The following is a 23,985-nucleotide window of genomic DNA, read 5'->3' on the forward strand; positions in this document are numbered from 1 at the left end:
CGTGACCGTCAATCTCGCTTCCTTCCTCTATTTGGTCTCGGGCATCCTGTTCATCCTGGCGCTGCGCGGCCTCTCGCATCCGACCACCAGCCGCCAGGGCAATCTCTACGGCATGATCGGCATGGGCATTGCCATTGCCACCACGCTGGCGCTGGCGCTGCCCTCGGCCGGCCGCTTCGGGTTGATCGTGCTCGGCCTCGCCATCGGCGGCGGCGTCGGCGCCTATGTGGCCCGGCGCATCGCCATGACCTCGATGCCGCAGCTCGTCGCCGCCTTCCACAGCCTCGTCGGCTTTGCCGCCGTCATGGTTGCGGCAGCCGCCATCTACGCGCCGGAAAGCTTCGGCATCGGCACGGCCGGCGACATCCATGCCCAGGCGCTCATCGAGATGAGCCTTGGCGTCGCCATCGGCGCCATCACCTTCACCGGCTCGGTCATCGCCTTCCTGAAGCTCGACGGCCGCATGTCCGGCAAGCCGATCATGATCGGCGGCCGCCACCTGATCAACATCGCGCTCGGCGCAGCACTTGTGGTGCTGATCGTGCTGCTCGTCACCACCGAATCGAAGCTTGTCTTCTGGCTGATCGTCGCTGCCTCGCTGGTGCTCGGCGTGCTGTTGATCATCCCGATCGGCGGCGCCGACATGCCGGTCGTGGTGTCGATGCTGAACTCCTATTCCGGCTGGGCCGCAGCGGCGCTTGGCTTCACGCTCGGCAACCTGGCGCTGATCATCACCGGTGCGCTGGTGGGCTCCAGCGGTGCGATCCTGTCCTACATCATGTGCAAGGGCATGAACCGCTCCTTCATCTCCGTCATCCTCGGCGGCTTCGGCGGCGAGTCGGCGGCTGCGGCCGATGACGGCATCGAGCGCACCGTCAAGCAGGGTTCGGCCGACGACGCGGCCTATCTGATGATGAACGCGCAGAAGGTCATCATCGTGCCGGGCTACGGCATGGCGGTGGCGCAGGCGCAGCATGCGTTGCGCGAAATGGCCGACAAGCTGAAGGCCAACGGCGTCGAAGTGAAATACGCCATCCATCCGGTCGCCGGCCGTATGCCCGGCCACATGAACGTGCTGCTCGCCGAGGCCAACGTGCCCTATGACGAGGTGTTCGAGCTGGAGGACATCAACTCCGAGTTCGCGCAGGCCGACGTCGCCTATGTCATCGGCGCCAACGACGTCACCAACCCGTCCGCGCGTGACGACAAGTCCTCGCCGATCTACGGCATGCCGATCCTCGACGTCGACAAGGCCCGCACCTGCCTCTTCGTCAAGCGCTCGCTCGGCTCCGGCTATGCCGGCATCGACAACACGCTGTTCTACAAGGACGGCACCATGATGCTGCTCGGCGACGCCAAGAAGATGACCGAGGAAATCGTCAAGGCCATGGATCACTGATCAGCCGCAGCTTCCGCAACAAAAAAGCCCGGCGCCCTGAACTGACCCCCGAAGGTTGTGTCCAACTTTACGGGGACAGTGCAGTCCGCCGGGTTTTTCGTTGCAGGAGACTGTCGGCTGCTCAGATGTCCAGATTGGCGACCGACAGCGCATTGTCCTGGATGAACTCGCGCCGCGGCTCCACTTCGTCGCCCATCAGCCGCGAGAACAGCGAGTCGGCGTCGGTGGCGTCATTCACCTTGACCTGCAGCAGCGAGCGCACATTCGGGTCGAGCGTGGTTTCCCAGAGCTGTTCGGCGTTCATCTCGCCGAGGCCCTTGTAGCGCTGCATGGTAAGCCCCTTGCGGCCGGCGGCGAACACCGCGTTGAGCAGCGCCAGCGGCCCCGAAAGAAGCTCGGAAGTTTCCTTGCGGCGCAGCACCGGCTGCTCGCCGTAGACTTCCGCCAGCCGCGGCGCGTAGCGGTCGAGCTGTCGCGCATCGGCCGAGTTGATCAGCCCGGCATCGAGCTGGACCACATCCTTGACGCCGCGCACGGTACGCTCGAAGACGTAGCCGCCCGAGCCGTCATTGGAGGTCGATAGCCGCCCGGTCCAGCCGCGCTCGGTCTCCTCGGCTATCATGTCGAGCCGCCCGGCGACGCGCTCGGCCATGGCGGTGGCGCGGCCGAGATCGGCAAGCACGTCGGCATTGAGCGCGCCGGCGATCGCCGCCTGCTCGACGACGCTGCGGTTGTAGCGTGTGTGCAGCCCGTTGATCAGATGCCGCACCGCCAGCGCGTCGTCGACGGCGCTGCGCAGGTCCTGTCCGGTGCGCACCTCGCCGGAGCCGAGCGTCAGCGAAGCCTCTTCAAGCCCGGATTCGATCAGATATTCCTCATAGGCGCTTTCGTCCTTGAGGTATTGCGAGCTCTTGCCCCGCGTCACTTTGTAGAGCGGCGGCTGGGCGATGTAGAGATGGCCGCGCTCGATCAGCTCCGGCATCTGCCGGAAGAAGAAGGTGAGCAGCAGCGTGCGGATATGGGCGCCGTCGACGTCGGCGTCCGTCATCAGGATGATCTTGTGGTAGCGCAGCTTGTCGGCATTGAACTCGTCCTTGCCGATCGAGGTGCCGAGCGCGGTGATCAGCGTGCCGATCATGTCGGAGCTGAGCATGCGGTCGAAGCGCGCCCGCTCGACATTCAGGATCTTGCCGCGCAGCGGCAGGATCGCCTGGTTCTGGCGCGAGCGCCCGCCCTTGGCGGAGCCGCCGGCCGAGTCGCCCTCGACGATGAAGATTTCCGACTTCGCCGGATCGCGCTCCTGGCAGTCGGCAAGCTTGCCGGGCAGCGAGGTGACGCCGAGCGTGCTCTTGCGGGTGATGTCGCGCGCCTTGCGCGCGGCCTCGCGTGCGGCGGCCGCCTGGATCACTTTCTCGACCACCACCTTGCCTTCGGTCGGATGCTCTTCCAGCCAGGTGCCCAGCGCCTCGTTGACCAGGCTTTCCACCACCGGCCTGACTTCCGATGACACCAGCTTGTCCTTGGTCTGCGAGGAGAATTTCGGGTCCGGAACCTTGACCGACAGCACGGCGCTCAGGCCTTCGCGGCAGTCGTCGCCGGTGAGCGAAACCTTCTCCTTCTTGGTCTGGCCGGAGGACTCGCCATAGCCGGTGATCTGCCGCGTCAGCGCCGCGCGGAAGCCGGCCAGATGCGTGCCGCCGTCGCGCTGCGGGATGTTGTTGGTGAAGGCCAGCACATTCTCGTGGTAGCTGTCGTTCCACCACATCGCCACCTCGACGGTGATGCCGTCGCGCTCGGCGCGGATGGCGATCGGCTTCTCGATCAGCGGCTTCTTCACCCGGTCGAGATATTTGACGAATTCCTCGAGCCCGCCGTCATAGTGCAGCTCATGGCGCACGAGGTCGGCATGGCGGGCGTCGGTCAGCACGATGCGCACGCCGGAATTGAGGAAGGCGAGCTCGCGCAGCCGGTGCTCCAGCGTATTGTAGTCGAACTCGACCATGGTGAAGGTCTCGGCCGACGGGAAGAAGGTTATCTCGCTGCCGCTGCGGCCCTCATAGGTGCCCGGGCGCTTGTCCTGCTCGTAGCTGCCGGTGACTTTCAGCGGCGCGTCGGCATTGCCATGCGTGAAGCCCATCTCGAAGATCTCGCCGTTGCGGCGGATCTTGAGCTTCAGCCATGCTGAGAGCGCGTTGACCACCGAGACGCCGACGCCGTGCAGGCCGCCCGAGACCTTGTAGGAGTTCTGGTCGAATTTGCCGCCGGCATGCAGCTGCGTCATGATCACTTCAGCCGCCGAGACGCCCTCGCTGGGGTGGATATCGGTCGGAATCCCACGGCCATTGTCGATCACCGTCACCGAGCCGTCGGGATTGAGCGTCACCGAGACGAGGTCGGCGTGCCCGGCCAGCGCCTCGTCGATGGCGTTGTCCACCACCTCATAGACCATGTGATGCAGGCCCGAGCCGTCATCGGTGTCGCCGATATACATGCCCGGCCGCTTGCGAACGGCGTCCAACCCCTTCAAAACCTTGATGGAATCGGCGCCGTACTCGGCTTCCGCGCCAATGGCGCTTTCGGTCTGGTCGCTCATAAATACCTGTCTGATTGATGTCGCTGATCCGGCGCGGAAAAATGGCCCCGAATCGCGCCGTTTTGATGTCCTAGATATAGGCGCAAATGGCCGGTTTTCCAAGGTTTGCGGGCATTTTGCCGGCTGGCGAGCGGCCGTTCATGATCTCCAGCGCGATGGACCGGGAAAGGGCGCGCGGACATCGGGACTATGCCGCTTGCGAAAGCCGCGCCCGAGCGCGGCCTGCAGCAGTCACGTCGGGACGTCTGCTATTCCGAAGGGAGGCCGGCGCGCAGCGACTTCAGCGCCTCGCTCCAGCGGAACAACTCCTCCAGCATGGTCCTTGCGCCGCCCAGCACCTGGTCGCTCGGATGGTACGCGCCGTCCTTGTCGAGCAAGGTCCTGTAGGAAGGCAACGCCACGCCTTCCGGAATCGGCATGACTCCGACGGAGGTCAGCAGCGGCTTCAGCGCCTGCGCCGCGCGCAGGCCTCCCGAAACGCCGCCATAGCTGAAGATCCCGGCCGGCTTGTAGCGCCATTCCTTGAGCAGGTAGTCGACAGCGTTAACAATCGCCGGGGCCACGAAATAATTGTATTCCGGCGCCACGAAGACGAATGCGTCGGCGGCATCGATCGCCTTCGACCAGGCCTTGGTGTGGTCGTTCTCGTATTTGCGCAGGCGCGGATGATGCGGCTCGTCGAGCAGCGGCAGCTTGAAGGCGGCAATGTCGGTCAGCACCGGCTCGAACTTGCCGTGCTCGCGCGCGAAGCCCTCCAGCCACTCGGCGAAGATCGGGCCGGCGCGCCCCGGCCGCGTGCTGCCGATGATGATGTTCAGCTGGTGCTTCACGGGTGACTCCTTGATTGACGGTGCCCGTTGGCGACTAAAGTAAGCGGTCACCGTCAACAAGCAGCCATTGACCGGCGCCGTTCACATTCAGGCGAGACGGTCTGTTCGCGGACTTGCCGTTCGGCCACATGGACGCCCGCTTTGCCGCGCATTACATTTGCGCTCGTAGCGGAGCATGCCCATGGACACCAAGCCCGCCCCTTTCGTGCCGCCCGCGCCGAAGCCGCGCACCCAGCCGCCCTCGACGCTGGAGATGATGCGCATCGTCTACCGTAACCCGCTCGAGCTGTGGGGCGAGCACACCTACAACGAGCCCTGGATCTCGGTGACCGGCATCGGCGGTCCGCTGGTTATCGCCAACGATCCCGGCCTGATCCGCCATGTCCTGATCGACAACGCCAGGAATTACAAGATGGCGACGGTGCGCCAGCTGATCCTGCGTCCGATCCTGCGCGACGGCCTGCTCACCGCCGAGGGCGAGGTGTGGAAGCGCTCGCGCAAGGCCATGGCGCCGATGTTCACGCCGCGCCACATCTTCGGCTTCGCCGAGCCGATGCTGAAGCGCACCCTGGAATTCGTCACCCGCTACGAGGCCGGCGGCACGTCCGACATCGCGCATGACATGACGCTGCTCACCTACGACATCCTTGCCGAAACGCTGTTTTCCGGCGAGATCGCCGGCGAGCCCGGCAGCTTCGCCAAGGAGATCGACCGCCTGTTCGAGACCATGGGCCGGGTCGACCCGCTCGACCTGTTGCGCGCGCCGGAATGGCTGCCGCGCCTCACCCGCATCCGCGGCCGCAAGACCATGGCCTATTTCCGCAACATCGTCGCCAACACGGTGAAGATGCGCGAGGAGCGGTTGAAGCGCGACCCCGACGGCGTGCCGCAGGATTTCCTGACGCTTCTGTTGAGGGCCGAAGGGCCGGATGGCCTCACCCGCTCGGAAGTCGAGGACAACATCATCACCTTCATCGGCGCTGGTCACGAGACCACTGCGCGGGCGTTGGGCTGGACGATCTACTGCCTCGCCGAAGCGCCCTGGGAGCGCGAGAGGATCGAGCGCGAGGTCGACGCGATGCTGGCGAGGGAGCCCGATCCGACAAAGTGGCTGGACGCCATGCCGCTCACCCGCGCCGGCTTCGAGGAAGCGCTCCGGCTCTATCCGCCGGCGCCCTCGATCAACCGCGAGCCGATCGAGCCGGAAACCTGGAACGGTCTCTACATCCCGAAATACGCCGCCGTGCTGGTGATGCCCTGGGTCGTGCACCGCCACCGCAAGCTGTGGGACAGGCCGGACGCCTTCATGCCGGAGCGCTTCCATCCGGAAAACCGCGACCGGATCGACCGCTTCCAATATCTGCCTTTCGGCGCCGGACCGCGCGTCTGCATCGGCGCCAGCTTCGCCATGCAGGAGGCGATCATCGCGCTGGCGATCCTGTTGTCGCGCTTCCGCTTCGATGTAACGTCGGAAACCCGGCCATGGCCGGTGCAAAAACTGACCACGCAGCCGCAGGGCGGACTACCGATGCAGGTTTCCCGTCGCCGCTGAGGCGCTCTCGTAGGTCAGAGCGATCCCGGACGGAAACCCCCGCCGGGCATTTGCTCGAATTGCTCTACTCGAATTGCTCTACCGGTCGGCTATCGGCCGGCGTTGCTGGAACTGACCCGCCGCGCGGAAGCGCCAAAGATAGCTTGGCAGGATCGTCGCGATCGCCTGCGGCAGGATGCCGAGGCCGGTGATCGTTCTGTTCGCCTTGGCGGCGGCTTCGGAGACGACGTTGTGCTCGCGCAGCTGCAGCACCTGGTCCTTGGTCAGCAGCGGATTGGGCAACAGCTGAAGGATCGAGGCCTGGATGTTGGCCATCCACCACGGCACCGGCACCAGGAGGCGCCTGCGGTCGATCACGGCGAGCATCTCCTCCATGCATTCCTTGAAGGTCAGCACCTGCGGGCCGCCGAGCTCATAGATATCGCCGCCCTTGACCTTGCCGTCGACCGAGCGCGCGATCGCCTCGGCGACGTCGCCGACATAGACCGGCTGGAATTTTGTCTGCCCGCCGCCGATCAGCGGCAGGATAGGGGAGTAGCGCGCCATGTTGGCGAAGCGGTTGAAGAAGCTGTCCTCGGGTCCGAAATTGATCGACGGACGGAAGATGACGGCATCGGGTATCGTCTCGAACACCGCCTTCTCGCCGAGCGCTTTGGTGCGGGCATAGCCTGACGGCGAGTTCAGGTCGGCGCCGAGCGCCGAGACATGGGTGAGGCCGGCGCCGACCGAGCGGGCGGCCTCGGCCACGGCGCGCGACCCGAACTCGTGCACGGAGCCGAATTTTTGGCGGCCGGTCTCATGCAGGATGGCGACCAGGTTGACGACGTGGTCGGCGCCCTGCACGGCGCGGTCGACCGACCAGCGCACGCGCACATTGGCCTGCACCGGCTGGATCTGACCGACATTGCCGAGCGGCTGCACATGGCCGGCAAGGTCGGGCCGCCGGCAGGCGACCCGGATGCGATAGCCGCGCTTGGCGAGCGCGCGCACGACATGACGGCCGACAAAGCCGGACCCGCCGAAGACGACGACTAGCTTGGGGGTCTGCAGGATTTCGGTCATGGCTGGCTCCGGCGTGCTAGGCTTGGCTAGAGGCGTTCATAGTCGGTTTCGCGCCAAAGGCAAAGGGCGACCGGGTGTCGCCGGCGCCCAATTTTGAGCACTGCCGGAACGCCTTGACGATATGCGTCGACCGAATGACAGGTACCGCCAAGGATGCCAAGAAGAGCAGGATCGCCGCCAGGGCAGGCGACGCAGAAAACCCCGCCGAAGCGGGGTTTTCCGGGCAGTGCGCGCACCGAAACAGGGACCAACGAGGCGGCCTGACCTGAGACGGTATCAAGGCGGCGTGAAGCAAGCACGCCCGCCCCGGCCCTGGACGCCCGGCGCGGCGCCGCCAACCGCAAGCCGCGACCCCAAGCCACCCTTTGCGGCTTGCGATGTGGGTGCCGCTGATGGGTCGCTGCGGGGCGAAAAAAGGTTCAACGGGCGCGCGTGGAGAAGCGCGCGGCCCGTCGCCGGGTGAGGCTTTGATCAGGCCGAATAGCGCTCGGCGAATTCGGAAATGCGCTGCACGACCGCCTTCGGAACGTCGATGCCGCGTGCGCTCGCTTTCTCGGCGGCCTCGGCCCGGGCGCGGCCGGGTATGTGCACGCCGTAGCGCCGCCGCAGCCGGTCGAGCTGGTCACGCATGCGCTGTTCGAAATCCGGGTCGAGCAGCTTGGGCTCGATGGCTAAAACGAAGAGCCCGGTTCCGGGGCTGTCCGGCCCGCCGGAGAACCACGGCGCGTCGAGCGACCAGTTGGCGCCGGAAATGCCTGCCGCCAGCACCTCGACCATAAGTGCGATGTTGGCGCCGCGCTGGCCGCCGAAGGCTAGCATCGCGCCCTTCATCGCCGCCGCCGGGTCGGTGGTGGGGTTGCCGCTGGCGTCCAGCGCCCAGCCCTCGGGGATTTTCCTGCCGTCTTCCGCCGCCTTGCGGATGTTGACGAAGGCGGTGGCGCTCGACGACTGGTCGATAACGAGCGGCGGGCCGTCGACGGCCGGCGCTGCAAACGACATCGGGTTGGTGCAGTAGACCGGCTTGACCGAGCCGGAGCCGGCGAGCACCGCTGGCCCGTTGGTGGCGGCGAAGGAGACCAGCCCCTGTGCGGCCAGGCGCCCGGTGAAATAGCCGAGCGCGCCGCAGGTATAGGCGTTCTTCTGCGAGAAAATGGCGACGCCGAACAGTCTTGCCGCCTTGGCGAGATCCTCGATCGTGCGATCGAAGCCGGTATGGGCAAGCCCGCCTCGCGCGTCGGAGAGATAGACGGCCAGCGCCGGCCTGGTGACGACCGGGTCGGCATTGCCGTCGATGCGGCCGTCCTCGATCGCCTCGAGATAGTCGATGAAATGCGACAGGCCGACCGCCGACAGGCCTTCCGCCTCGGCCGAGATGATCGAGGCGACCAGCGACTGTGTCGCCTCCTCGTTGGCGCCGGCGCCCAATGCCGCCATGCGGCACAGCCCTGTTGCCTGGTCGAGAGTGAGTTGCATCGGGCTGCTCCTGAGTGAGTAGGAAGTAGTGAGTAGATAAGCCAGCGAGCAGCCCACTACTCACTATTCGCTACTCACCACTCACTAACCGATCTTGACCGGAATCCGCGCCTCGATCCGGCTGAAGATCAGAACGAGAATGCCGGTGATCGACATATAGATCAGCGCCAGCAGCAGCAAGGGTTCGTAGGTCAGGTAGGTGTCCTGTCGAACCTTGGAGGAGACGGCGAAGATATCGATGACGCTGATCGTCGCCACCAGCGGCGTCGACTTGAGCTGCAGCACGGTTTCGCCGGTCAGCGTCGGCAGCGCCCGGTAGAAAGCCTGCGGCAGCCATATGCGGCGGAAGATCTTGAAGCGGCTCATGCCGAAGGCGCGGGCCGCCTCCAACTGCCCTTTTGGCACGCCGGCGAAGGCCCCGCGCATCACCTCGCCCTCATAGCCGGCGAAGGACAAGGTCAGCGCCACCACGCCATAGGGCCAGGCCTGTCTCAGATATGTCCACATCCAGGACTCGCGTATCCATGGATACTGGGGGAAAAGCGATCCGAGCCCGTAGTAGAGCAGCCAGAGCTGCAACAGCAGCGGCGTGCCGCGGATGATGGTGCAGAAGACCTTTGCCGGCACGGCGAACCAGAACGGCCCGCCGGCCTGGGCAAGGCCGAGCGGCACGGCGAGCATGAAGCCCAGCGCGCAGGTGACGACGAGGATCCACAGCGACCGCCAGATGCCGAGCAGCCCCATCTGCCAATATTGCGGCAGCCAGTCCCAGCGCATGAAGAAGGCCGCGCAGAACACCAATGCCAGGGCGATCAGGATCAGCGCGATGCGGTGCGGCTTGAGCCAGAGCGAGGCACGCGCCGCCATGTTGATCGCGGTCGCCTCGAACGACATCAGCGCGCCTCCTTGATCGAAGGCATGCCGCGCCGCGACCAGGCCTCGACACGGCCGATGATCAGGTTGGAGAACAGCGACAAAGCGAGATAGAGCGCACCTGCCGCGACGAAGAAGAGCAGATAGGCCTTGGTCACGCCTGCCGCCTGCCGCGTCGCAAGCGTCAGTTCGAAGAAGCCGACGACGGCAAGCAGCGCGGTGTCCTTGGTCGCGATCAGCCAGAGATTGGCGAGACCTGGAATGGCGAAGGGCAGCATCGCCGGCAGCGTTATTCGCCTCAGCATCAGGCCTGGCGACATGCCATACGCGCGGGCGGCCTCAATTTGCCCCTGCGGGATGGACAGGATGGCGCCGCGGATGACTTCCGTCGAATAGGCGCCCTGGACCACGCCGAGAACGAAGATGCCGGCCGCCAGCCCGCTGATGTCGACGCGCCGGTAACCCATCGCCGCCAGCACCTGGTTGATCAGATCGGTGCCGGCGTAATAGAGCAGCAGGATCAGCACCAGTTCAGGCACGGCGCGCACCACGGTCGTGTAGACCGCGAGCAGGTCGCGCGCCACCGGCCCGCCATAGAGCTTGCCCCAGGCGCCACCGGTGCCGATCAAGAGGCCGAGGCAGGTGGCACCGATGGCGATCTCGACCGAATGCAGCAGTCCGACCAGCAAGGTGCCGCCCCAGCCCGGCGGCACGGGTGACAGGAGTTCGATGATGCCGGCCGCCGAGGCCGGAAGAAATACGTCGATCAGCTTCACCCCCGGATTGCTGGCAACCGCCGACGGCAGCGTTCAGCGGCAGGCATGCGTGGCAAGGTTTCGGCTAAGGGGCATGACGCTCGGCCATGCCCCTTAAGCTCGTGCGGAGACGTCAGTTCGACTGCGTGGCGCCGCCGTAGATGTCGAAGTCGAAGTATTTCTTCGAGATCTCGTCATACTTGCCGCTGGCGCGGATCGCCTTGATGCCGGCGTTGACCTTTTCCTTGAGCGCGGTGTCTTCCTTGCGCACGCCGGCGCCGACGCCCGGTCCGAGCACCTCATCGTCCGGCGCGACCATGCCCTTCAGGTCGCAGCAGGCCTTGCCCTGGTCGGTCTTGAGGAATTCGCCAAGCGCGATGGAGTCGGCCTGCACCGCATCGAGACGGCCGGCCGCAAGGTCATTGTTGGCTTCGTCCTGCGTCTGGTATTCCTTGATCTCCTGCGCGCCGGTGAAGTGCTTCTTGGCGTAGACCGCATGCACCGTCGACACCTGGACGCCGATCACCTTGCCCTTCAGGTCATCCGGCGTGGCGCCGAACTTCTGGTCCTTCGGCCCGATGATCGCCGTCGGCGTGTTGTAATACTTATCCGAGAAGTCGATCGTCTTCTTGCGTTCGTCGGTGATCGACATCGAGGAGACGATGAGGTCGATCTTCTTGGTAGTCAGCGCCGGAATGATGCCATCCCAGGCAACGGGCGTGATGACGCAGTTGAGCTTCTCCTCGGCGCAGACGGCGTCGATGAAGTCGATTTCCCAGCCGACCCACTTGCCCGTCGCGTCCGGCGAGGTGAAGGGCGGATAAGGCTCGGCGGCGACGCCGATCTTGACCTGATCGGCCTTGGCCACGCCCATCGCGGCGACGCCGAACAGCAGCGCCGCGGCGAAGGTCTTGAGAACAGTCTTCATTTCAGGACTCCCAGTTTGTTGTTGTTCCCGGTTTTTCGCCCCGCTTGACGCCGGCCCTAGCCGACGTTGCGGAGGAATTGCTTGAGCCTTTCGGATTTGGGCGCGCCGAACAGCTGTTCCGGCGGGCCTTCTTCCTCGACCAGCCCGTTGTAGAGGTAGACGACATGGGTCGCGACCTCGCGGGCGAACTTCATTTCATGCGTCACCAGCACCATGGTGCGCCCCTCGCGCGCCAGGTCGCCGATCACCTTCAACACTTCGCCGACCAGCTCCGGGTCGAGCGCCGAGGTCGGCTCGTCGAACAGCATGACGCGCGGATTGATCGCGAGCGCCCGGGCGATCGCGGCGCGCTGCTGCTGGCCGCCCGACAGAAATGCCGGGTAAACGTCGCGCTTCTCCGCCAGCCCGACGCGGGCAAGCAGCTTCTCGGCCTGGGCGATCGCCTCGTCGCGCTTGACGCCAAGCACGTGCACCGGAACCTCGATGACGTTCTCGATCAGCGTCATGTGGCTCCACAGGTTGAAGTTCTGGAACACCATGCCGAGCCTTGAGCGGATGCGCTCGATCTGCTTGCGGTCGGCGGGAACGGTGTGGCCGTGGTTGTCGGCCTTCAGCTTGATCTGCTCGCCGTTGACGCGAATGATGCCGCTGGTTGGGTTCTCCAGGCAGTTGATGCAGCGCAGCAGCGTCGACTTGCCGGAACCGGAGCCGCCGATGATGGCGATCACCTCGCCGTCGCGTGCCGACAGCGAAACGCCCTTCAGCACATGCAACTGGCCGAACTTCTTGTGCAGGTTCTCGACATGGATGGCTTCGGCGGCGCCGCTTTGCGCCTCGCCGGATGGGACTGTGGCGGCTTCCACCGCGCTCACCGGGTGACCTCTATTTGGTCGAAGGCAGTTCGTCGAACGTTTATCCGGCTAATCAACATACGCTGTACGGCCCACTCCAGACTTCAGCATGGACCCAACAGCGCGAGCCCGTCAATCCCGCTCATTACGGCACTTGCGGCCTTGTTATGCAAGTGTATAAATAGCCTTCCATGAAATTTTTTCGATTTTTTTCAGCTTAAAAAGGGCATCGATGAGCGCTTTCGGATCACAATCCATGGCGGCACCGCTGCGACGTGTGCTGATGCGGTCGGCGGCCAACGCCATGCGCGACGCCGACAGGGCTGCCTGGCACTATGGCCCGGGGTTCAACCCGGCGAAAGCAGCATTGCAGCATGCGATCCTTGCTGAACTGGTGGCGGCTTCCGGCGCCAAAATCGAATGGATCGAGGACAAGGCCGACGGCCTTTCGGATTCGGTGTTCACGCACGATCCATCGCTGATGACCGATCGGGGCGCGCTGATCCTGTCCATGGGCAAGCCATTGCGCGCCGGGGAGCCCTCCCTGCATGAGGAAACCTACAGGAGACTAGGCATTCCGATCCTCGGCCGCGTCGAGGCTCCTGGCCAGGTCGAAGGCGGTGATTGTGTATGGGTGGATGCCCGCACGCTGGCGATCGGCCGCGGTGTCCGCTCCAACCAGGAAGGCATCCAGCAGGTTTCCAACCTGCTGACGCCGCTCGGCATTTCCGTCTACGGCTTTGATCTGCCGCTATGGCAGGGCGAAGAGGCGTGCCTGCATCTGATGTCGGTGATCAGCCCGCTGGCCGACGACCTTGCATTGGTCTATTCACCGCTTTTGCCCGCCCCGTTCTATCAGATGCTGAAGGCGCGAGGCATCCGGCTGGTCGAAGGCGACGCCGAAGAGTTCGCCGCTTCCAACGGCCTCAGCCTGAACGTGCTGCCGACCAGCCCGCTCAAGGTCATTGCCGTTGCAGGCTTTCCCAAGACCAGGGCCGCGATGGAAGCCGCCGGCTGCTCGGTTGAGATATTCGAGGCGGATGCGCTCTGCATCGCTTGTGAAGGCGGGCCGACATGCCTGACGCGGCCGATCCTGCGCCAATGAATGCGCGCCGCAAGTTCCGTCGCGAGGGCGAGGAGCGGCGGCGGCAGGATCTGATCGAGGCGACTCTGGACAGCGTGGCGGAACATGGCCTTGAGGGCGCCACCTTGCGCACCATCGCACTGCGTGCCGACGTCACCGCCGGGCTGATCCGGCACTATTTCCCCGGCAAGGAAGAATTGCTGCAGGAAGCCTATACCGCGCTGGTCGGCCGCATGACCGAGCAGGCGAAAGCAGCATTGGTCATGGAAGATGCCTCGCCGCGCCAGCGCCTTGCGGCTTTCGTCACCGCCAACCTCAACGCGCCGATCATCGACGCGCGGGTGTTTTCGCTCTGGGCAACCTTCCTCGGCCGAGCCAGTGCGGATCCGACCCTGGCCCGTGCCCACCGCGAAGGCTATCTCGGCTTTCGCAACGAGGTGGAAGCGGTTGTGGCCGAAGTGCTCGCCGCCGAACAGCGCAAACCGGACGCAAGCCAGCTGCGCCACCATGCCATCGCGATCAATGCGATCATCGACGGGCTCTGGATCGAAGGCTGCCTGGCCGGCGAGATGTTCTCGCCCGGCGAACTGGCGGCGATTGGCATCAAGACTGTCGAGGCCGAACTCGGCCTGGCGCCGGAAAGGGAAGAAAACCAATGACCACCATCGGCGAAGCGCTCGTCACCTTGCTCGAGGCGCATGGCGTCGACACCGTCTTCGGCATTCCGGGCGTGCATACGGTCGAACTTTATCGCGGCCTGGCGCGCTCGAAGATCCGCCACGTCACGCCGCGCCACGAGCAGGGCGCCGGCTTCATGGCCGATGGCTACGCCCGCGCCGGCGGCCGGCCGGGCGTCGCCTTCGTCATCACCGGGCCGGGCCTCACCAACACCATCACCGCCATGGGCCAGGCGCGCGCCGATTCGGTGCCGATGCTGGTGATCTCCGGCGTCAATGCCACGGATACGCTGGGCAAGGGGCTCGGCTTCCTGCACGAATTGCCGGACCAGCGCGGCATGATGGAGAAGGTGGCGCTGTTCTCTGAGCGTGTCACCGAGGCCGAAGAGCTGCCGGGCGCTCTCGCCCATGCCTTCGCCGTCTTCTCCTCGTCGCGTCCGGGTCCGGTCCATATCGAGATCCCGACCGACGTCATGGTGAAGTCCGCCGAAGGGCTCGCGCCGGTGCTCAGCAACAGCGCGCCGCCCGCTCCGGCAGCTGCGGCGGTCGCCGACGCTGCAAGGTTGATCAAGGCGGCTCGCCGGCCGTTGATCCTTGCCGGGGGCGGCGCCAAGAAGGCCGACGCGGCGCTCAGGCGCTTCGCGGAAGCGCTGGGCGCTCCGGTCGTCGAGACCGCCAATGCGCGCGGCTTGCTGCATGCTCACCCCCTCTGTGTGCCGGCGAGCCCGAGCTTGAAGGCGGTGCGCGCTCTGATGGCGGACGCCGATCTGGTGATTGCCGCCGGCACCGAATTCGGCCCGACCGACTATGACGGCTATGGCGACGGCGGTTTCGTGCTGCCGCCGAACCTCATCCGCATCGACATCGGTGCCGACCAGCTCTCCCGCCGTCCGGTGACGGTAGGCCTCCAGGCCGATTGCGCCGAGGCGTTTGGTGCGCTGCTGACCGAGCTTGGGCCCGCTCATGTCGCCGCGAAGGACGGCGAGGCCCGCGCCGCCGCTGGGCGCGCGGCTGCATTGGCCGAACTGAAACCGGACTACTTGGCACAGGTGCGCGCGGTGGAGGCAATTCGCGACGCGCTGCCCGGCGCGATCATCGTCGGCGACTCGACCCAGCCGATCTACGCCGCCAACCTCTATTACGACCACGACCGTCCGGCTGGCTGGTTCAACGCCGCGACCGGCTTCGGCGCGCTGGGCTACGGCCCGCCGGCCGCGATCGGCGCAGCGCTTGCGGTGCCGGAGGCGCCGGTGGTGTGCCTGACCGGCGATGGCGGCTTCCAGTTCACCTTGCCCGAGCTGGGTGCGGCGCTCGATGCAGGGGCGCCGGTGATCTTCGTCGTCTGGAACAATCGCGGTTATCGCGAGATCGAGACCTCGATGCTCGATGTCGGCGTCGAGCCGGTCGGCGTGTCGCCGGCGCCGCCGGATTTCTGCAAGCTCGCCGAGGCCTATGGCATAGAGGCCGAGCGGCTGGCCGGCATCGGCGACCTCGCCGATGCGCTAAAGCGGGCGCGAGCGGCCGGCAAGCCGCGCGTTATCGAAATCACGGTCGATTGAAGGTCTTGGCGGCCATCCCATCCATCAGCCGAGACGCCACCGCGTGACGTCAAGCGGCGGCGTCTCGACGCATGCAAAGACGGGACGCCTGCCATGTCGATATTTCAATTGAGTGACAGCGCGAAAGGCGCGACGTTCGATGCTGGGGCGGCATAACCATAAGAATACGACAGGAGCAGTCGAAATATGACGGAAACGCTTAACGGCAGGCATGTCGTGGTGACGGGCGGCACTGGGGCGCTCGGCGGCGCGGTTGTCGGCAGGTTGCTGGAGCAGGGAGCGATCTGCCATGTGCCCAATGCCCATGCCGCGGCTCCGCCGCACTTTCCTTACGCCGCCCACGCCAGCGTCCACCTGGCGCACAATGTCGACCTCTCGGATTCCGCCAAGGTCGAGGCCTTCTACCATCAGGTTCCGGAGCTTTGGGCTTCGATCCACCTCGCCGGCGGTTTCACCATGGCGCCGGTGGAAAAGATCGAATCGGCATCCTTTGCCGAGATGATGGACACTAACGCCCGCACCGCCTTCCTCTGCAGCCGCGCCGCGGTGCGCTCGCTGCTGGCTTCCGGCACGGCGGGGCGCATCGTCAATGTCACCGCGCGCGCCGGGGTCGATCCCAGGCGCGGGGCCGGAATGGTCGCCTATGCCGCGAGCAAGGCGGCGGTTGCCGCGATGACGCAGGCGATGGCCGAGGAGCTGAAGCACAAGGGCATCCTGGTCAACGCCGTGGCGCCCTCGACGCTCGACACTCCCGCCAACCGCGCCGACATGCCGGACGCGGATTTCACCAAATGGGTCAGCCTCGAAGCTGCCGCCGAAGCGATCGCCTATCTTGCTTCGCCCGCCAACCAGGCGATGAGCGGCACGCTGGTGCCGCTCTACGGGCGGGCCTGACCTCACAGATCAAAGGACAAACAAAAACCCCGCCGGATCGCTCCGGCGGGGTTTTGTTTGGTCCTGGCGAAGGGCTTACGCAATTCCGGACGGAAAACCGCTAAGCAGTTTTCCTGGAATGCTCTAGTTGCCCTGCTTCTTCAGCGCCGCGCCCAGGATGTCGCCCAGCGAGGCGCCGGAGTCGGTCGAGCCATACTGGGCGACCGCTTCCTTCTCCTCGGCGATTTCCAGCGCCTTGATCGAGACCTGCAGCTTGCGGGTCTTCTTGTCGAAGGCGATGACGCGGGCGTCGACCTTCTGGCCGACGGTGAAGCGCTCGGGGCGCTGCTCGTCGCGGTCGCGGGAAAGGTCCGAACGCTTGATGAAGGTCTCGAGGCCGCTGTCGACCAGCCGCACTTCCAGACCGCCATCCTTCACCGCGATGACCTCGCAGGTGACCACGGCGTTCTTGCGCAGCTCGCCACTGCTCGCCGCCTCGCCGACGGTGTCGCGGGCCAGCTGCTTGATGCCGAGCGAGATGCGCTCCTTCTCGATGTCGACGTCGAGCACCTGCGCCTTGACCATGTCGCCGCGATTGTACTCTTCGATCACCTGCTCGCCCGGACGGGTCCAGTCGAGGTCGGAGAGGTGCACCATGCCGTCCACGTCGCCTTCGAGACCGATGAACAGGCCGAACTCGGTCTTGTTCTTGACCTCGCCCTCGACCTGGCTGCCGACCGGATGGCTGCGCGCGAAGGCTTCCCACGGGTTCTCAAGCGTCTGCTTGAGACCGAGCGAGATGCGGCGCTTGGCCGGATCGACCTCGAGCACCACCACGTCGACTTCCTGCGTCGTCGACAGGATCTTGCCGGGGTGCACGTTCTTCTTCGTCCACGACATTTCCGAAACGTGGATCAGGCCCTCGATGCCCGGCTCCAGCTCGACGAACGCGCCGTAGTCGGTGATGTTGGTGACGGTGCCCTTGATCTTCTTGCCGATCGGGAACTTGGTGCCGATATCCGACCACGGATCGCTCTCGAGCTGCTTCATGCCGAGCGAGATGCGGTGGGTTTCCTGGTTGATGCGGATGATCTGCACCTTGACCGTCTGGCCGATGTTGAGGATCTCGGTCGGATGGTTGACGCGGCGCCATGCCATGTCGGTGACGTGCAGCAGGCCGTCGATGCCGCCGAGGTCGACGAACGCACCGTAGTCGGTGATGTTCTTGACCACGCCTTCGACCACCTGGCCTTCCTCGAGGTTCTGCACGATCTCCGAACGCTGTTCGGCGCGGCTCTCCTCGAGCACGGTGCGGCGCGACACCACGATGTTGCCGCGGCGGCGATCCATCTTGAGGATTTCGAAGGGCTGCGGGTTGTGCATCAGCGGCGAGACGTCGCGGATCGGACGGATGTCGACCTGACTGCGCGGCAGGAACGCCACGGCGCCGTCGAGATCGACGGTGAAGCCGCCCTTGACCTGGTTGAAGATCACGCCTTCGACGCGCTCACCCTTGGTGAACTTCTCCTCGAGGCGCACCCAGCTCTCCTCGCGGCGGGCCTTCTCGCGCGACAGCATGGCCTCGCCAAGCGCGTTCTCGATGCGCTCGACATAGACCTCGACGGTGTCGCCGACCTTGAGCGAGGAGTCCTTGCCCTTGGCGCCGAATTCCTTCAGCGGCACGCGGCCTTCGACCTTGAGGCCGACGTCGATGATGGCCATGTCCTTTTCGATCGCGGTGATCGTGCCCCGGACAACCTGGCCCTCGCCGGAATGGCCGGCGGTGAATGATTCTTCGAGCATGCTCGCGAAATCGTCGCGAGTGGGATTTGCAGCTGACATTGTTTCTCCTGGAGTGCTCCGCATACGAGCGGAGCGGGCGCCGTGGGTTAGCGTTGCGTGAGCCTGCCGGCGTTCCGGGCTGAAGAGCCCTCGGCCGCTTTCAAGCGGCAAGTCCGGCGCATGAAGAATGCTGGCAGGCTGGTTCGTGCCCGATATGGGTATTTTCTTCGCCTCCGGCAACGGAAGCCCAAGGAAAAACCCGGATCAGGCCTTGTCTCTCTTGGCGAGCACGTCGTCGACGATCGCCATCGCCGCGAGAAACGCGGCCTCTATAGCCATTTCGCTGGTATCAAGCAAGTGCGCGTCAGGGGCGGGCTTGAGCGGCGAGGAGGTTCTGCCCATGTCGCGCTCGTCGCGGCGCTCTATGTCGGCGAGGATCGTGGCGAAATCGGCGCTGCCGCCCATGCTCTCGATTTCGGCCAGACGGCGCTTGGCCCGCACCTCGGCGCTCGCCGTCACATAGAGCTTGATGTCGGCGTCCGGGCACACGACCGTGCCGATGTCGCGGCCGTCGAGCACGGCGCCGGGCGGTGCCTTGGCGAACTCCCGCTGCTTTTCGACCAGGATGCGCCGTACAGTGGGAATGACGGCGACCTTCGAGGCAGCCTCGCCCACCGTATGCGCCGAAAGCACGGTCCGGTCGAGGTTCGAGAGATCGACCTGCCGCGCCGCGGTTTCGGCGGCCGAGACGTTGTCGAGCGGCAGGCCGAGCTCGAGCAGCTTATGGGCGACGGCGCGGTAGGTGAGGCCGGTGTCGAGCAGGTTCAGCCGGTAATGGTCGGCCAGCCGCCGCGCCAGCGTTCCCTTGCCGGCGCCGGCGGGGCCATCGATGGCGATGGTGAAGGTGTGGGTCATTGGTTGGCCATCGCTTCGTGTGCTTGGCGACAAACCCTCGCGCCTCCGTCATTCCAGGGCGTAGCGAAGCAGAGACCCTGGGATCCATGCCGTGACATCAGCCGAAGAATGCTGCGAGCCAGAATTCTGCACCGTTGCACCGCGTCGGCGTCACGGCATGGATCCTGGGGTCTTCGCCGCGTCGCTTCGCTCCTTGCTCCGCCCCAGGATGACGACGGGAAGGATGTCGGGTGCCAATCTCGAAAGTTTGCGATTGCCATCGCCCGTCACTCGATCTCCGCGGCCAGTCCCTTCATCAGCCCCATGAACTCCGGAAAGCTCGTCGCGATCATATTGGCGTCGTCGATCGTCACAGGCTTTTCTGTCGCCAGCCCCATCACCAGGAAACTCATGGCGATGCGGTGGTCGAGATGCGTCTTCACCGCCGTATCGGGGCCGTTGGGGTGGGCGCCCAACCCCTTGCCGCCTGGCTTGCCGCGGACGGCGAGCGAAGCTTCGCCCTCGGTGCAATCGACGCCATTGAGCTTCAGCCCGTTGGCGACCGCCGACAGCCGGTCGGACTCTTTGACCCGAAGTTCCTCCAGGCCCTGCATCAGCGTCTCGCCTTCGGCGAAGCTCGCGGCAACCGCCAGCACCGGATATTCGTCGATCATCGACGGCGCGCGCTCCGGCGGCACTACGACACCCTTGAGATCGGAGGAACGCACGCGCAGGTCCGCGACGTCCTCGCCGCCGGCGTTGCGCGGGTTGAGGATGTCGATGCGGCCGCCCATTTCCTGCAGGGTCAGGAGCAGGCCGGTGCGCGTCGGGTTCATCAGCACGTTTTCGATCACGATGTCGGAGCCCGGCACGATGAGTGCGGCCACCAGCGGGAAGCCGGCCGAGGACGGGTCTCCCGGGACGGCAATCGTCTGCCCGGTAAGCTTGCCCTGGCCTTCGATGAAGATGTGGCGCACGCCGCGTTCGTCGGTCTCGACGGTCAGGTTGGCGCCGAAACCTTTCAGCATCTTTTCGGTGTGGTCGCGCGTCATCACCGGCTCGACCACCGTGGTGATGCCCGGCGTGTTGAGGCCGGCGAGCAGCACCGCCGATTTCACCTGGGCCGAAGCCATCGGCACGCGATAGGTGATGGGCGCGGCGTGCTTGGGCCCGCGCAGCGTGATCGGCATGCGGTCGCCGGGCGCCGCCTTCAGCACCTGCACGCCCATCTGGCGCAGCGGCTCCAGCACCCGGCCCATCGGCCGTCCGGAAAGCGAGGCGTCGCCGATGAAGGTCGTCTCCATGTCATAGGTGCCGACGAGGCCCATGGTCAGCCGCGAGCCGGTGCCGGCATTGCCGAAGTCGAGCGGGGCTTCGGGCTGCAGCAAAGCGCCGTTGCCGGTGCCGCGGATCACCCATTCGGTGCCCTTCTTTTCGATATGCGCGCCCATTGCCTTCATCGCGGCACCCGTGCGCATCACGTCCTCGCCTTCGAGCAGGCCGGTTATGCGCGTCTCGCCTGAGGCAAGGCCGCCGAACATGAAGGAGCGGTGCGAGATCGACTTGTCGCCCGGCACCCGCGCCGTGCCGCTCAACGCGTCTGATTTGCGGGCCGTGGCCGGCTTCGGGGCGGCGGAGTGAGACATCCTTGTCTTCCAAATGTAATGCCGGCTGGCCGGCTCGGTTCGTCATGTTGCGGCGGTCTCGTATCACGGCGCGCGGCAATGGTCATCCCCTGGCGGAGGCCTTCGAACGCAAGGTTTTGCGATGCCGGCTTTTGGCTTTGACAGCGCCGTAAACTGCGGTTAAGGGGACCATTCTTTTTTTGACGAGGCTTGCCGTGGCAAAACCCGAACTTGGCACAAAACGTGTCGACCCCGAAACGGGTCGGAAATTCTACGACCTGAACAAGGACCCGATCGTCTCGCCCTATACCGGCAAGAGCTATCCGCGTTCCTATTTCGAGGAAGGCAAGATCTCCGCTATCGAGGACGATGAGGACGTCGCCGATAAGGAAATCGACGCCGAGGAAGAAGAAGGCGCCGAAATCGTCTCGCTGGAAGACGCGGACGAAGAGACCAAGAGCGGCGGCGACGATCTTCCCGATCTCGGCGACGATGAAGACGATGTCGATCTCGGGGACGATGACGACGACACCTTCCTTGCCGACGAGGAAGAAGAGGACGACGACGTCGCCGACATGATCGGCGTCGGCGACGACGAGGACGAGGTCTGATTAGCCCTTGGCGCGATCGTTTGCCGGCCATTTCGGCCTGTGACGAAAAAGCGGCTTTTGAAGGCTTGATCTTGACCGAAGGCGGCGCTAGAAGCCGCCAGCACTAAACGACGGCGCGGTTCCCAGCCGCGCCGGATCTCTTCGCCGGAAACGGCGCCGGCTGACTGCCGGGAGTGGGGCCATAGCTCAGTTGGGAGAGCGCTTGAATGGCATTCAAGAGGTCGTCGGTTCGATTCCGATTGGCTCCACCAAACAGTCTTTCTGTGATGCTCGGTTTCGCGGCATTCACGCTCGCTGCTTGCCAATCGGCGCCTGAAGCGCCGCCGTCTCCGCCGCCCCAACTTGCCCCGGCTGCCGTCGCGGCTCCGGCTTCTCCGGATTTGGCGGTGCTGGACCAAACCGTGGCGGTCACGCCTCCCGGCAAGGGCGTTCCGGCCAGGTATGCCGCATTCTCAGGCATATGGGCCGGACGGCTGGATGGCATGTATGAAGGCAAGCTGGCCGTGCTGACGGTTTCCCCAGGCGGGCAGGTGACGGTCAGCTATGCTTGGGGCGATGTGGCCGACAACAAGCCGGGAGTGGCCGACGGCGCCGGCAGGATTGCCGGGAACACATTGAAGCTCGGCCGCCTTCCGAATGGCGCCGACATCACCTTTGCGATGCTCCCCGACGGAACGCTGGCGGTCACCTACACACTTGCCGGCCATACCTATACGGGCTCGTTCGCCAGGCAATAATCCACGGAACTCTCTTGGCAATCGACCACGACCCTCCCTCGGCCTGACCTATTGCCATAGTGCCGTCGTCTGCTGGGCCGGACCGGTCCGAATCGGCTATGCCTCTGCCATGCAGGAAACATCCCTCTATGCCCCGGTGAAGCGATTCCTCGAGAGCCTGGATTTCACCGTCAAGGGCGAAGTCGGCGGCTGCGACATCGTCGGGCTGCGCGAAGGCGAGCCGCCCGTGGTCGTCATCTGCGAGCTGAAGCTGCAGTTCAATCTCGAGCTCGTCCTGCAGGGGGTCGATCGCGCGGCCGCCTGCGACGAGGTCTGGCTCGCCGCCCGGATGTCGGCGCGCGGCAAGGGCCGAGAGCATGACCGCCGTTTTCGCGCGCTATGCCGGCGTCTCGGTTTCGGGTTGCTGGCGGTTGACGGAAAGGGCAAGGTCGAGCTGCTGCTCAGCCCCGCCGCCGCGCCGCCGCGGCGCGACCCGAGGCGGCGCTCGCGCCTGGTCGAGGAACATCACCGCCGCAAGGGCGATCCGTCCATCGGCGGCAGCACGCGGCAAAGGCCGATCATGACCGCCTATCGCCAGGAAGCGATTGCCTGCGCCGCCGCCATGGCCGACGGCCCGAAGCGGCCGCGCGACCTCAAGGCTCTTTCGCCGCGCGCGGCCAGCATCCTGCTGCACAATTACTATGGCTGGTTCGCCCGGGCCGAGCGCGGCATCTACGCGCTGACCGAGCTCGGCCATGCCGCCGTGCTATCAGATGGGGTGAGCCCGTTGTAGCGAGCATTCATAGACGAGGCGATGCTTCAGAAACGCTCGCGATAGTCGCGCGGGTTCGTGCCGAGGGTGCGTAAAAAGCCGCGTCGCATCGTCTCTTCCGAGCCGAAGCCGCAGCGGCGGGCCGCCTGGTTGACGGCCAGTCCCTGCTCCAGCATCCGCCGCGCCGCCTCGATCCGTATCTCCTCGATCGCGCGGGCGGGCGTACGGCCGGTTGCCTCCCGATAGTGCCGCGAGAAGCTGCGCGGGCTCATATTGGCGCGTTCGGCCAATCTCGTCAGCGAAAGGTCGCCGCCCAGATTGTCCAGGATCCAGCCATGCAGCTTATCGAAGCGCTCGTCGCCATCCTGCAGCTTGAGGGTCTGGCTGAACTGCGCCTGGCCGCCAGGGCGTTTCAGGAAGACGACCAACTCGCGCGCCACCGCAAGCGCCATGCGCCGGCCAAGGTCGGCCTCGACGAAAGAAAGGGCAAGATCTATGCCCGCCGTCACGCCCGCGGACGTCCAGACATTGCCGTCACGAATGAAGATCGGGTCGGGTTCGAGGCGGACCGCCGGAAAGCGCCGGGCGAACTCGGCACAGCGTCCCCAATGGGTGACCGCGCGACGGCCGTCGAGCAGGCCCGCCTCTGCCAGCAGCATGGCGCCGCTGCAGACGGACGCCGTTCGCGTGGCGTCGTGCGACCGGCCGATGATCCACTGGACCAGCTCAGGATCCTCGCAGGCAGCGTTGACGCCCCACCCGCCGGGCACGATCACCGTGTTGATCTCGAGCCCGTGCGCCGGCAGCGCTGCTGCCTCCAGCACGAGACCGGACGATGTCCTGATCCGCGGCGAAGCGGCGACGACCAAGACTTCGTAGACGGGCGGTTCGCTGGCCTGCGTCCTGAAGTCGTTGGCGCTGGCGAAAACCTGGAGCGGTCCGCTGACATCGAGGAGCTGGACGTCGGGATAGGCGAGGATTTCGATACGGCGCATAGGTTTGGCTTGAAACGAGGGATGATTGGCAATCGTGCCAAAACATGATGCCGTAGATTACCGGGAGTCAACCCACGGAGA

21 protein-coding genes and 1 tRNA gene are annotated in these 23,985 nt (G+C 65.4%); 10 read left to right on the forward strand and 12 right to left on the reverse strand.

The window, feature by feature from the left end; translation table 11 throughout:
* The first annotated feature begins 1 nt into the window (after nucleotide 1).
* Nucleotides 2–1,399, forward strand: coding sequence for an NAD(P)(+) transhydrogenase (Re/Si-specific) subunit beta (locus AU465_RS18710; RefSeq protein WP_192250960.1), 1,398 nt, complete (start codon nucleotides 2–4; stop codon nucleotides 1,397–1,399).
* 121 nt (nucleotides 1,400–1,520) lie between these two features.
* Here the strand turns inward: AU465_RS18710 and gyrB are convergent, their stop codons facing one another.
* Both gyrB and AU465_RS18720 read right to left on the reverse strand, forming a co-directional pair.
* Nucleotides 1,521–3,992 (reverse strand): DNA topoisomerase (ATP-hydrolyzing) subunit B, encoded by a 2,472-nt coding sequence (gyrB, locus tag AU465_RS18715; RefSeq protein ID WP_192250963.1) that lies wholly within the window; start codon nucleotides 3,990–3,992, stop codon nucleotides 1,521–1,523.
* A gap of 248 nt (nucleotides 3,993–4,240) precedes the next feature.
* Nucleotides 4,241–4,822: an NADPH-dependent FMN reductase gene (locus AU465_RS18720; RefSeq protein WP_192250966.1), complete on the reverse strand. Its 582-nt coding sequence runs from the start codon at nucleotides 4,820–4,822 to the stop codon at nucleotides 4,241–4,243.
* A gap of 181 nt (nucleotides 4,823–5,003) precedes the next feature.
* Between AU465_RS18720 and AU465_RS18725 the strand changes: the two genes are divergently transcribed.
* Complete coding sequence (locus tag AU465_RS18725) at nucleotides 5,004–6,374, forward strand: cytochrome P450 (RefSeq protein WP_192250969.1); 1,371 nt, start codon at nucleotides 5,004–5,006, stop codon at nucleotides 6,372–6,374.
* A gap of 78 nt (nucleotides 6,375–6,452) precedes the next feature.
* Here the strand turns inward: AU465_RS18725 and AU465_RS18730 are convergent, their stop codons facing one another.
* From AU465_RS18730 to AU465_RS18755, 6 genes are all read right to left on the reverse strand, one after another.
* Nucleotides 6,453–7,436: a complex I NDUFA9 subunit family protein gene (locus AU465_RS18730; protein WP_192250972.1), complete on the reverse strand. Its 984-nt coding sequence runs from the start codon at nucleotides 7,434–7,436 to the stop codon at nucleotides 6,453–6,455.
* Between the two features lie 471 nt (nucleotides 7,437–7,907).
* Nucleotides 7,908–8,909 (reverse strand): Ldh family oxidoreductase, encoded by a 1,002-nt coding sequence (locus AU465_RS18735; protein ID WP_192250975.1) that lies wholly within the window; start codon nucleotides 8,907–8,909, stop codon nucleotides 7,908–7,910.
* 84 nt (nucleotides 8,910–8,993) lie between these two features.
* Nucleotides 8,994–9,803 carry an ABC transporter permease gene (locus AU465_RS18740; RefSeq protein ID WP_192250978.1) on the reverse strand — a complete coding sequence of 270 codons (810 nt, stop codon included), beginning with the start codon at nucleotides 9,801–9,803 and terminating at the stop codon, nucleotides 8,994–8,996.
* Entirely contained in the window at nucleotides 9,803–10,468 is a 666-nt protein-coding gene (locus AU465_RS18745; protein ID WP_192251248.1) for an ABC transporter permease, read from the reverse strand. The genes AU465_RS18740 and AU465_RS18745 overlap by 1 nt, the downstream gene beginning before the upstream one ends.
* A 202-nt stretch (nucleotides 10,469–10,670) precedes the next feature.
* Nucleotides 10,671–11,465 (reverse strand): transporter substrate-binding domain-containing protein, encoded by a 795-nt coding sequence (locus AU465_RS18750; RefSeq protein WP_192250981.1) that lies wholly within the window; start codon nucleotides 11,463–11,465, stop codon nucleotides 10,671–10,673.
* Nucleotides 11,466–11,521: 56 nt separating this feature from the next.
* A complete protein-coding gene (locus tag AU465_RS18755; protein WP_312891288.1) occupies nucleotides 11,522–12,337 on the reverse strand; it encodes an ABC transporter ATP-binding protein in 816 nt (271 codons plus the stop codon).
* 211 nt (nucleotides 12,338–12,548) lie between these two features.
* On the opposite strand from AU465_RS18755, the gene AU465_RS18760 reads away from it, so the two are divergent.
* From AU465_RS18760 to AU465_RS18775, 4 genes are all read left to right on the forward strand, one after another.
* Entirely contained in the window at nucleotides 12,549–13,421 is an 873-nt protein-coding gene (locus tag AU465_RS18760; RefSeq protein ID WP_192250984.1) for a dimethylarginine dimethylaminohydrolase family protein, read from the forward strand.
* Complete coding sequence (locus AU465_RS18765) at nucleotides 13,391–14,059, forward strand: TetR family transcriptional regulator C-terminal domain-containing protein (protein WP_192250987.1); 669 nt, start codon at nucleotides 13,391–13,393, stop codon at nucleotides 14,057–14,059. The genes AU465_RS18760 and AU465_RS18765 overlap by 31 nt, the downstream gene beginning before the upstream one ends.
* Complete coding sequence (locus AU465_RS18770) at nucleotides 14,056–15,636, forward strand: 5-guanidino-2-oxopentanoate decarboxylase (RefSeq protein ID WP_192250990.1); 1,581 nt, start codon at nucleotides 14,056–14,058, stop codon at nucleotides 15,634–15,636. The genes AU465_RS18765 and AU465_RS18770 overlap by 4 nt, the downstream gene beginning before the upstream one ends.
* A 186-nt stretch (nucleotides 15,637–15,822) precedes the next feature.
* Entirely contained in the window at nucleotides 15,823–16,530 is a 708-nt protein-coding gene (locus AU465_RS18775) for an SDR family NAD(P)-dependent oxidoreductase (protein ID WP_192250992.1), read from the forward strand.
* A 123-nt stretch (nucleotides 16,531–16,653) separates the two neighbouring features.
* On the opposite strand, the gene rpsA is transcribed toward AU465_RS18775, so the two are convergent.
* From rpsA to aroA, 3 genes are all read right to left on the reverse strand, one after another.
* Complete coding sequence (gene rpsA / locus AU465_RS18780; protein WP_126090587.1) at nucleotides 16,654–18,351, reverse strand: 30S ribosomal protein S1; 1,698 nt, start codon at nucleotides 18,349–18,351, stop codon at nucleotides 16,654–16,656.
* 204 nt (nucleotides 18,352–18,555) lie between these two features.
* Nucleotides 18,556–19,206, reverse strand: a complete 651-nt coding sequence (gene cmk / locus AU465_RS18785; protein WP_192250995.1) for a (d)CMP kinase — start codon at nucleotides 19,204–19,206, stop codon at nucleotides 18,556–18,558.
* A gap of 266 nt (nucleotides 19,207–19,472) precedes the next feature.
* Nucleotides 19,473–20,831 (reverse strand): 3-phosphoshikimate 1-carboxyvinyltransferase, encoded by a 1,359-nt coding sequence (gene aroA / locus AU465_RS18790; RefSeq protein WP_192250998.1) that lies wholly within the window; start codon nucleotides 20,829–20,831, stop codon nucleotides 19,473–19,475.
* A gap of 194 nt (nucleotides 20,832–21,025) precedes the next feature.
* On the opposite strand from aroA, the gene AU465_RS18795 reads away from it, so the two are divergent.
* The 4 genes from AU465_RS18795 to AU465_RS18810 all read left to right on the forward strand — a co-directional run bounded on the left by AU465_RS18795 (nucleotide 21,026) and on the right by AU465_RS18810 (nucleotide 22,930).
* Nucleotides 21,026–21,421, forward strand: a complete 396-nt coding sequence (locus AU465_RS18795; RefSeq protein ID WP_192251002.1) for a TIGR02300 family protein — start codon at nucleotides 21,026–21,028, stop codon at nucleotides 21,419–21,421.
* A 175-nt stretch (nucleotides 21,422–21,596) separates the two neighbouring features.
* A tRNA-Ala gene (locus AU465_RS18800) sits at nucleotides 21,597–21,672 on the forward strand.
* 135 nt (nucleotides 21,673–21,807) lie between these two features.
* Nucleotides 21,808–22,158 carry a hypothetical protein gene (locus AU465_RS18805; RefSeq protein WP_246506243.1) on the forward strand — a complete coding sequence of 117 codons (351 nt, stop codon included), beginning with the start codon at nucleotides 21,808–21,810 and terminating at the stop codon, nucleotides 22,156–22,158.
* Nucleotides 22,159–22,267: 109 nt separating this feature from the next.
* Complete coding sequence (locus AU465_RS18810) at nucleotides 22,268–22,930, forward strand: DUF2161 family putative PD-(D/E)XK-type phosphodiesterase (RefSeq protein ID WP_192251005.1); 663 nt, start codon at nucleotides 22,268–22,270, stop codon at nucleotides 22,928–22,930.
* A gap of 26 nt (nucleotides 22,931–22,956) precedes the next feature.
* Here the strand turns inward: AU465_RS18810 and AU465_RS18815 are convergent, their stop codons facing one another.
* Nucleotides 22,957–23,904 carry a GlxA family transcriptional regulator gene (locus AU465_RS18815; RefSeq protein ID WP_192251007.1) on the reverse strand — a complete coding sequence of 316 codons (948 nt, stop codon included), beginning with the start codon at nucleotides 23,902–23,904 and terminating at the stop codon, nucleotides 22,957–22,959.
* Nucleotides 23,905–23,985: the final 81 nt, after the last annotated feature.

The organism is Mesorhizobium silamurunense (genome assembly GCF_014843905.1).
GTDB classification, from domain to species: domain Bacteria; phylum Pseudomonadota; class Alphaproteobacteria; order Rhizobiales; family Rhizobiaceae; genus Mesorhizobium; species Mesorhizobium silamurunense.

Bases quoted from the DNA above. Each gene is read 5' to 3' on its own strand.
- gyrB (WP_192250963.1), bottom strand. From the start codon at position 3,992: ATGAGCGACCAGACCGAAAGCGCCATTGGCGCGGAAGCCGAGTACGGC.
- AU465_RS18725 (WP_192250969.1), top strand. From the start codon at position 5,004: ATGGACACCAAGCCCGCCCCTTTCGTGCCGCCCGCGCCGAAGCCGCGC.
- AU465_RS18730 (WP_192250972.1), bottom strand. From the start codon at position 7,436: ATGACCGAAATCCTGCAGACCCCCAAGCTAGTCGTCGTCTTCGGCGGG.
- AU465_RS18735 (WP_192250975.1), bottom strand. From the start codon at position 8,909: ATGCAACTCACTCTCGACCAGGCAACAGGGCTGTGCCGCATGGCGGCA.
- AU465_RS18740 (WP_192250978.1), bottom strand. From the start codon at position 9,803: ATGTCGTTCGAGGCGACCGCGATCAACATGGCGGCGCGTGCCTCGCTC.
- AU465_RS18750 (WP_192250981.1), bottom strand. From the start codon at position 11,465: ATGAAGACTGTTCTCAAGACCTTCGCCGCGGCGCTGCTGTTCGGCGTC.
- AU465_RS18760 (WP_192250984.1), top strand. From the start codon at position 12,549: ATGAGCGCTTTCGGATCACAATCCATGGCGGCACCGCTGCGACGTGTG.
- AU465_RS18765 (WP_192250987.1), top strand. From the start codon at position 13,391: ATGCCTGACGCGGCCGATCCTGCGCCAATGAATGCGCGCCGCAAGTTC.
- AU465_RS18770 (WP_192250990.1), top strand. From the start codon at position 14,056: ATGACCACCATCGGCGAAGCGCTCGTCACCTTGCTCGAGGCGCATGGC.
- AU465_RS18775 (WP_192250992.1), top strand. From the start codon at position 15,823: ATGACGGAAACGCTTAACGGCAGGCATGTCGTGGTGACGGGCGGCACT.
- rpsA (WP_126090587.1), bottom strand. From the start codon at position 18,351: ATGTCAGCTGCAAATCCCACTCGCGACGATTTCGCGAGCATGCTCGAA.
- cmk (WP_192250995.1), bottom strand. From the start codon at position 19,206: ATGACCCACACCTTCACCATCGCCATCGATGGCCCCGCCGGCGCCGGC.
- aroA (WP_192250998.1), bottom strand. From the start codon at position 20,831: ATGTCTCACTCCGCCGCCCCGAAGCCGGCCACGGCCCGCAAATCAGAC.
- AU465_RS18810 (WP_192251005.1), top strand. From the start codon at position 22,268: ATGCAGGAAACATCCCTCTATGCCCCGGTGAAGCGATTCCTCGAGAGC.
- AU465_RS18815 (WP_192251007.1), bottom strand. From the start codon at position 23,904: ATGCGCCGTATCGAAATCCTCGCCTATCCCGACGTCCAGCTCCTCGAT.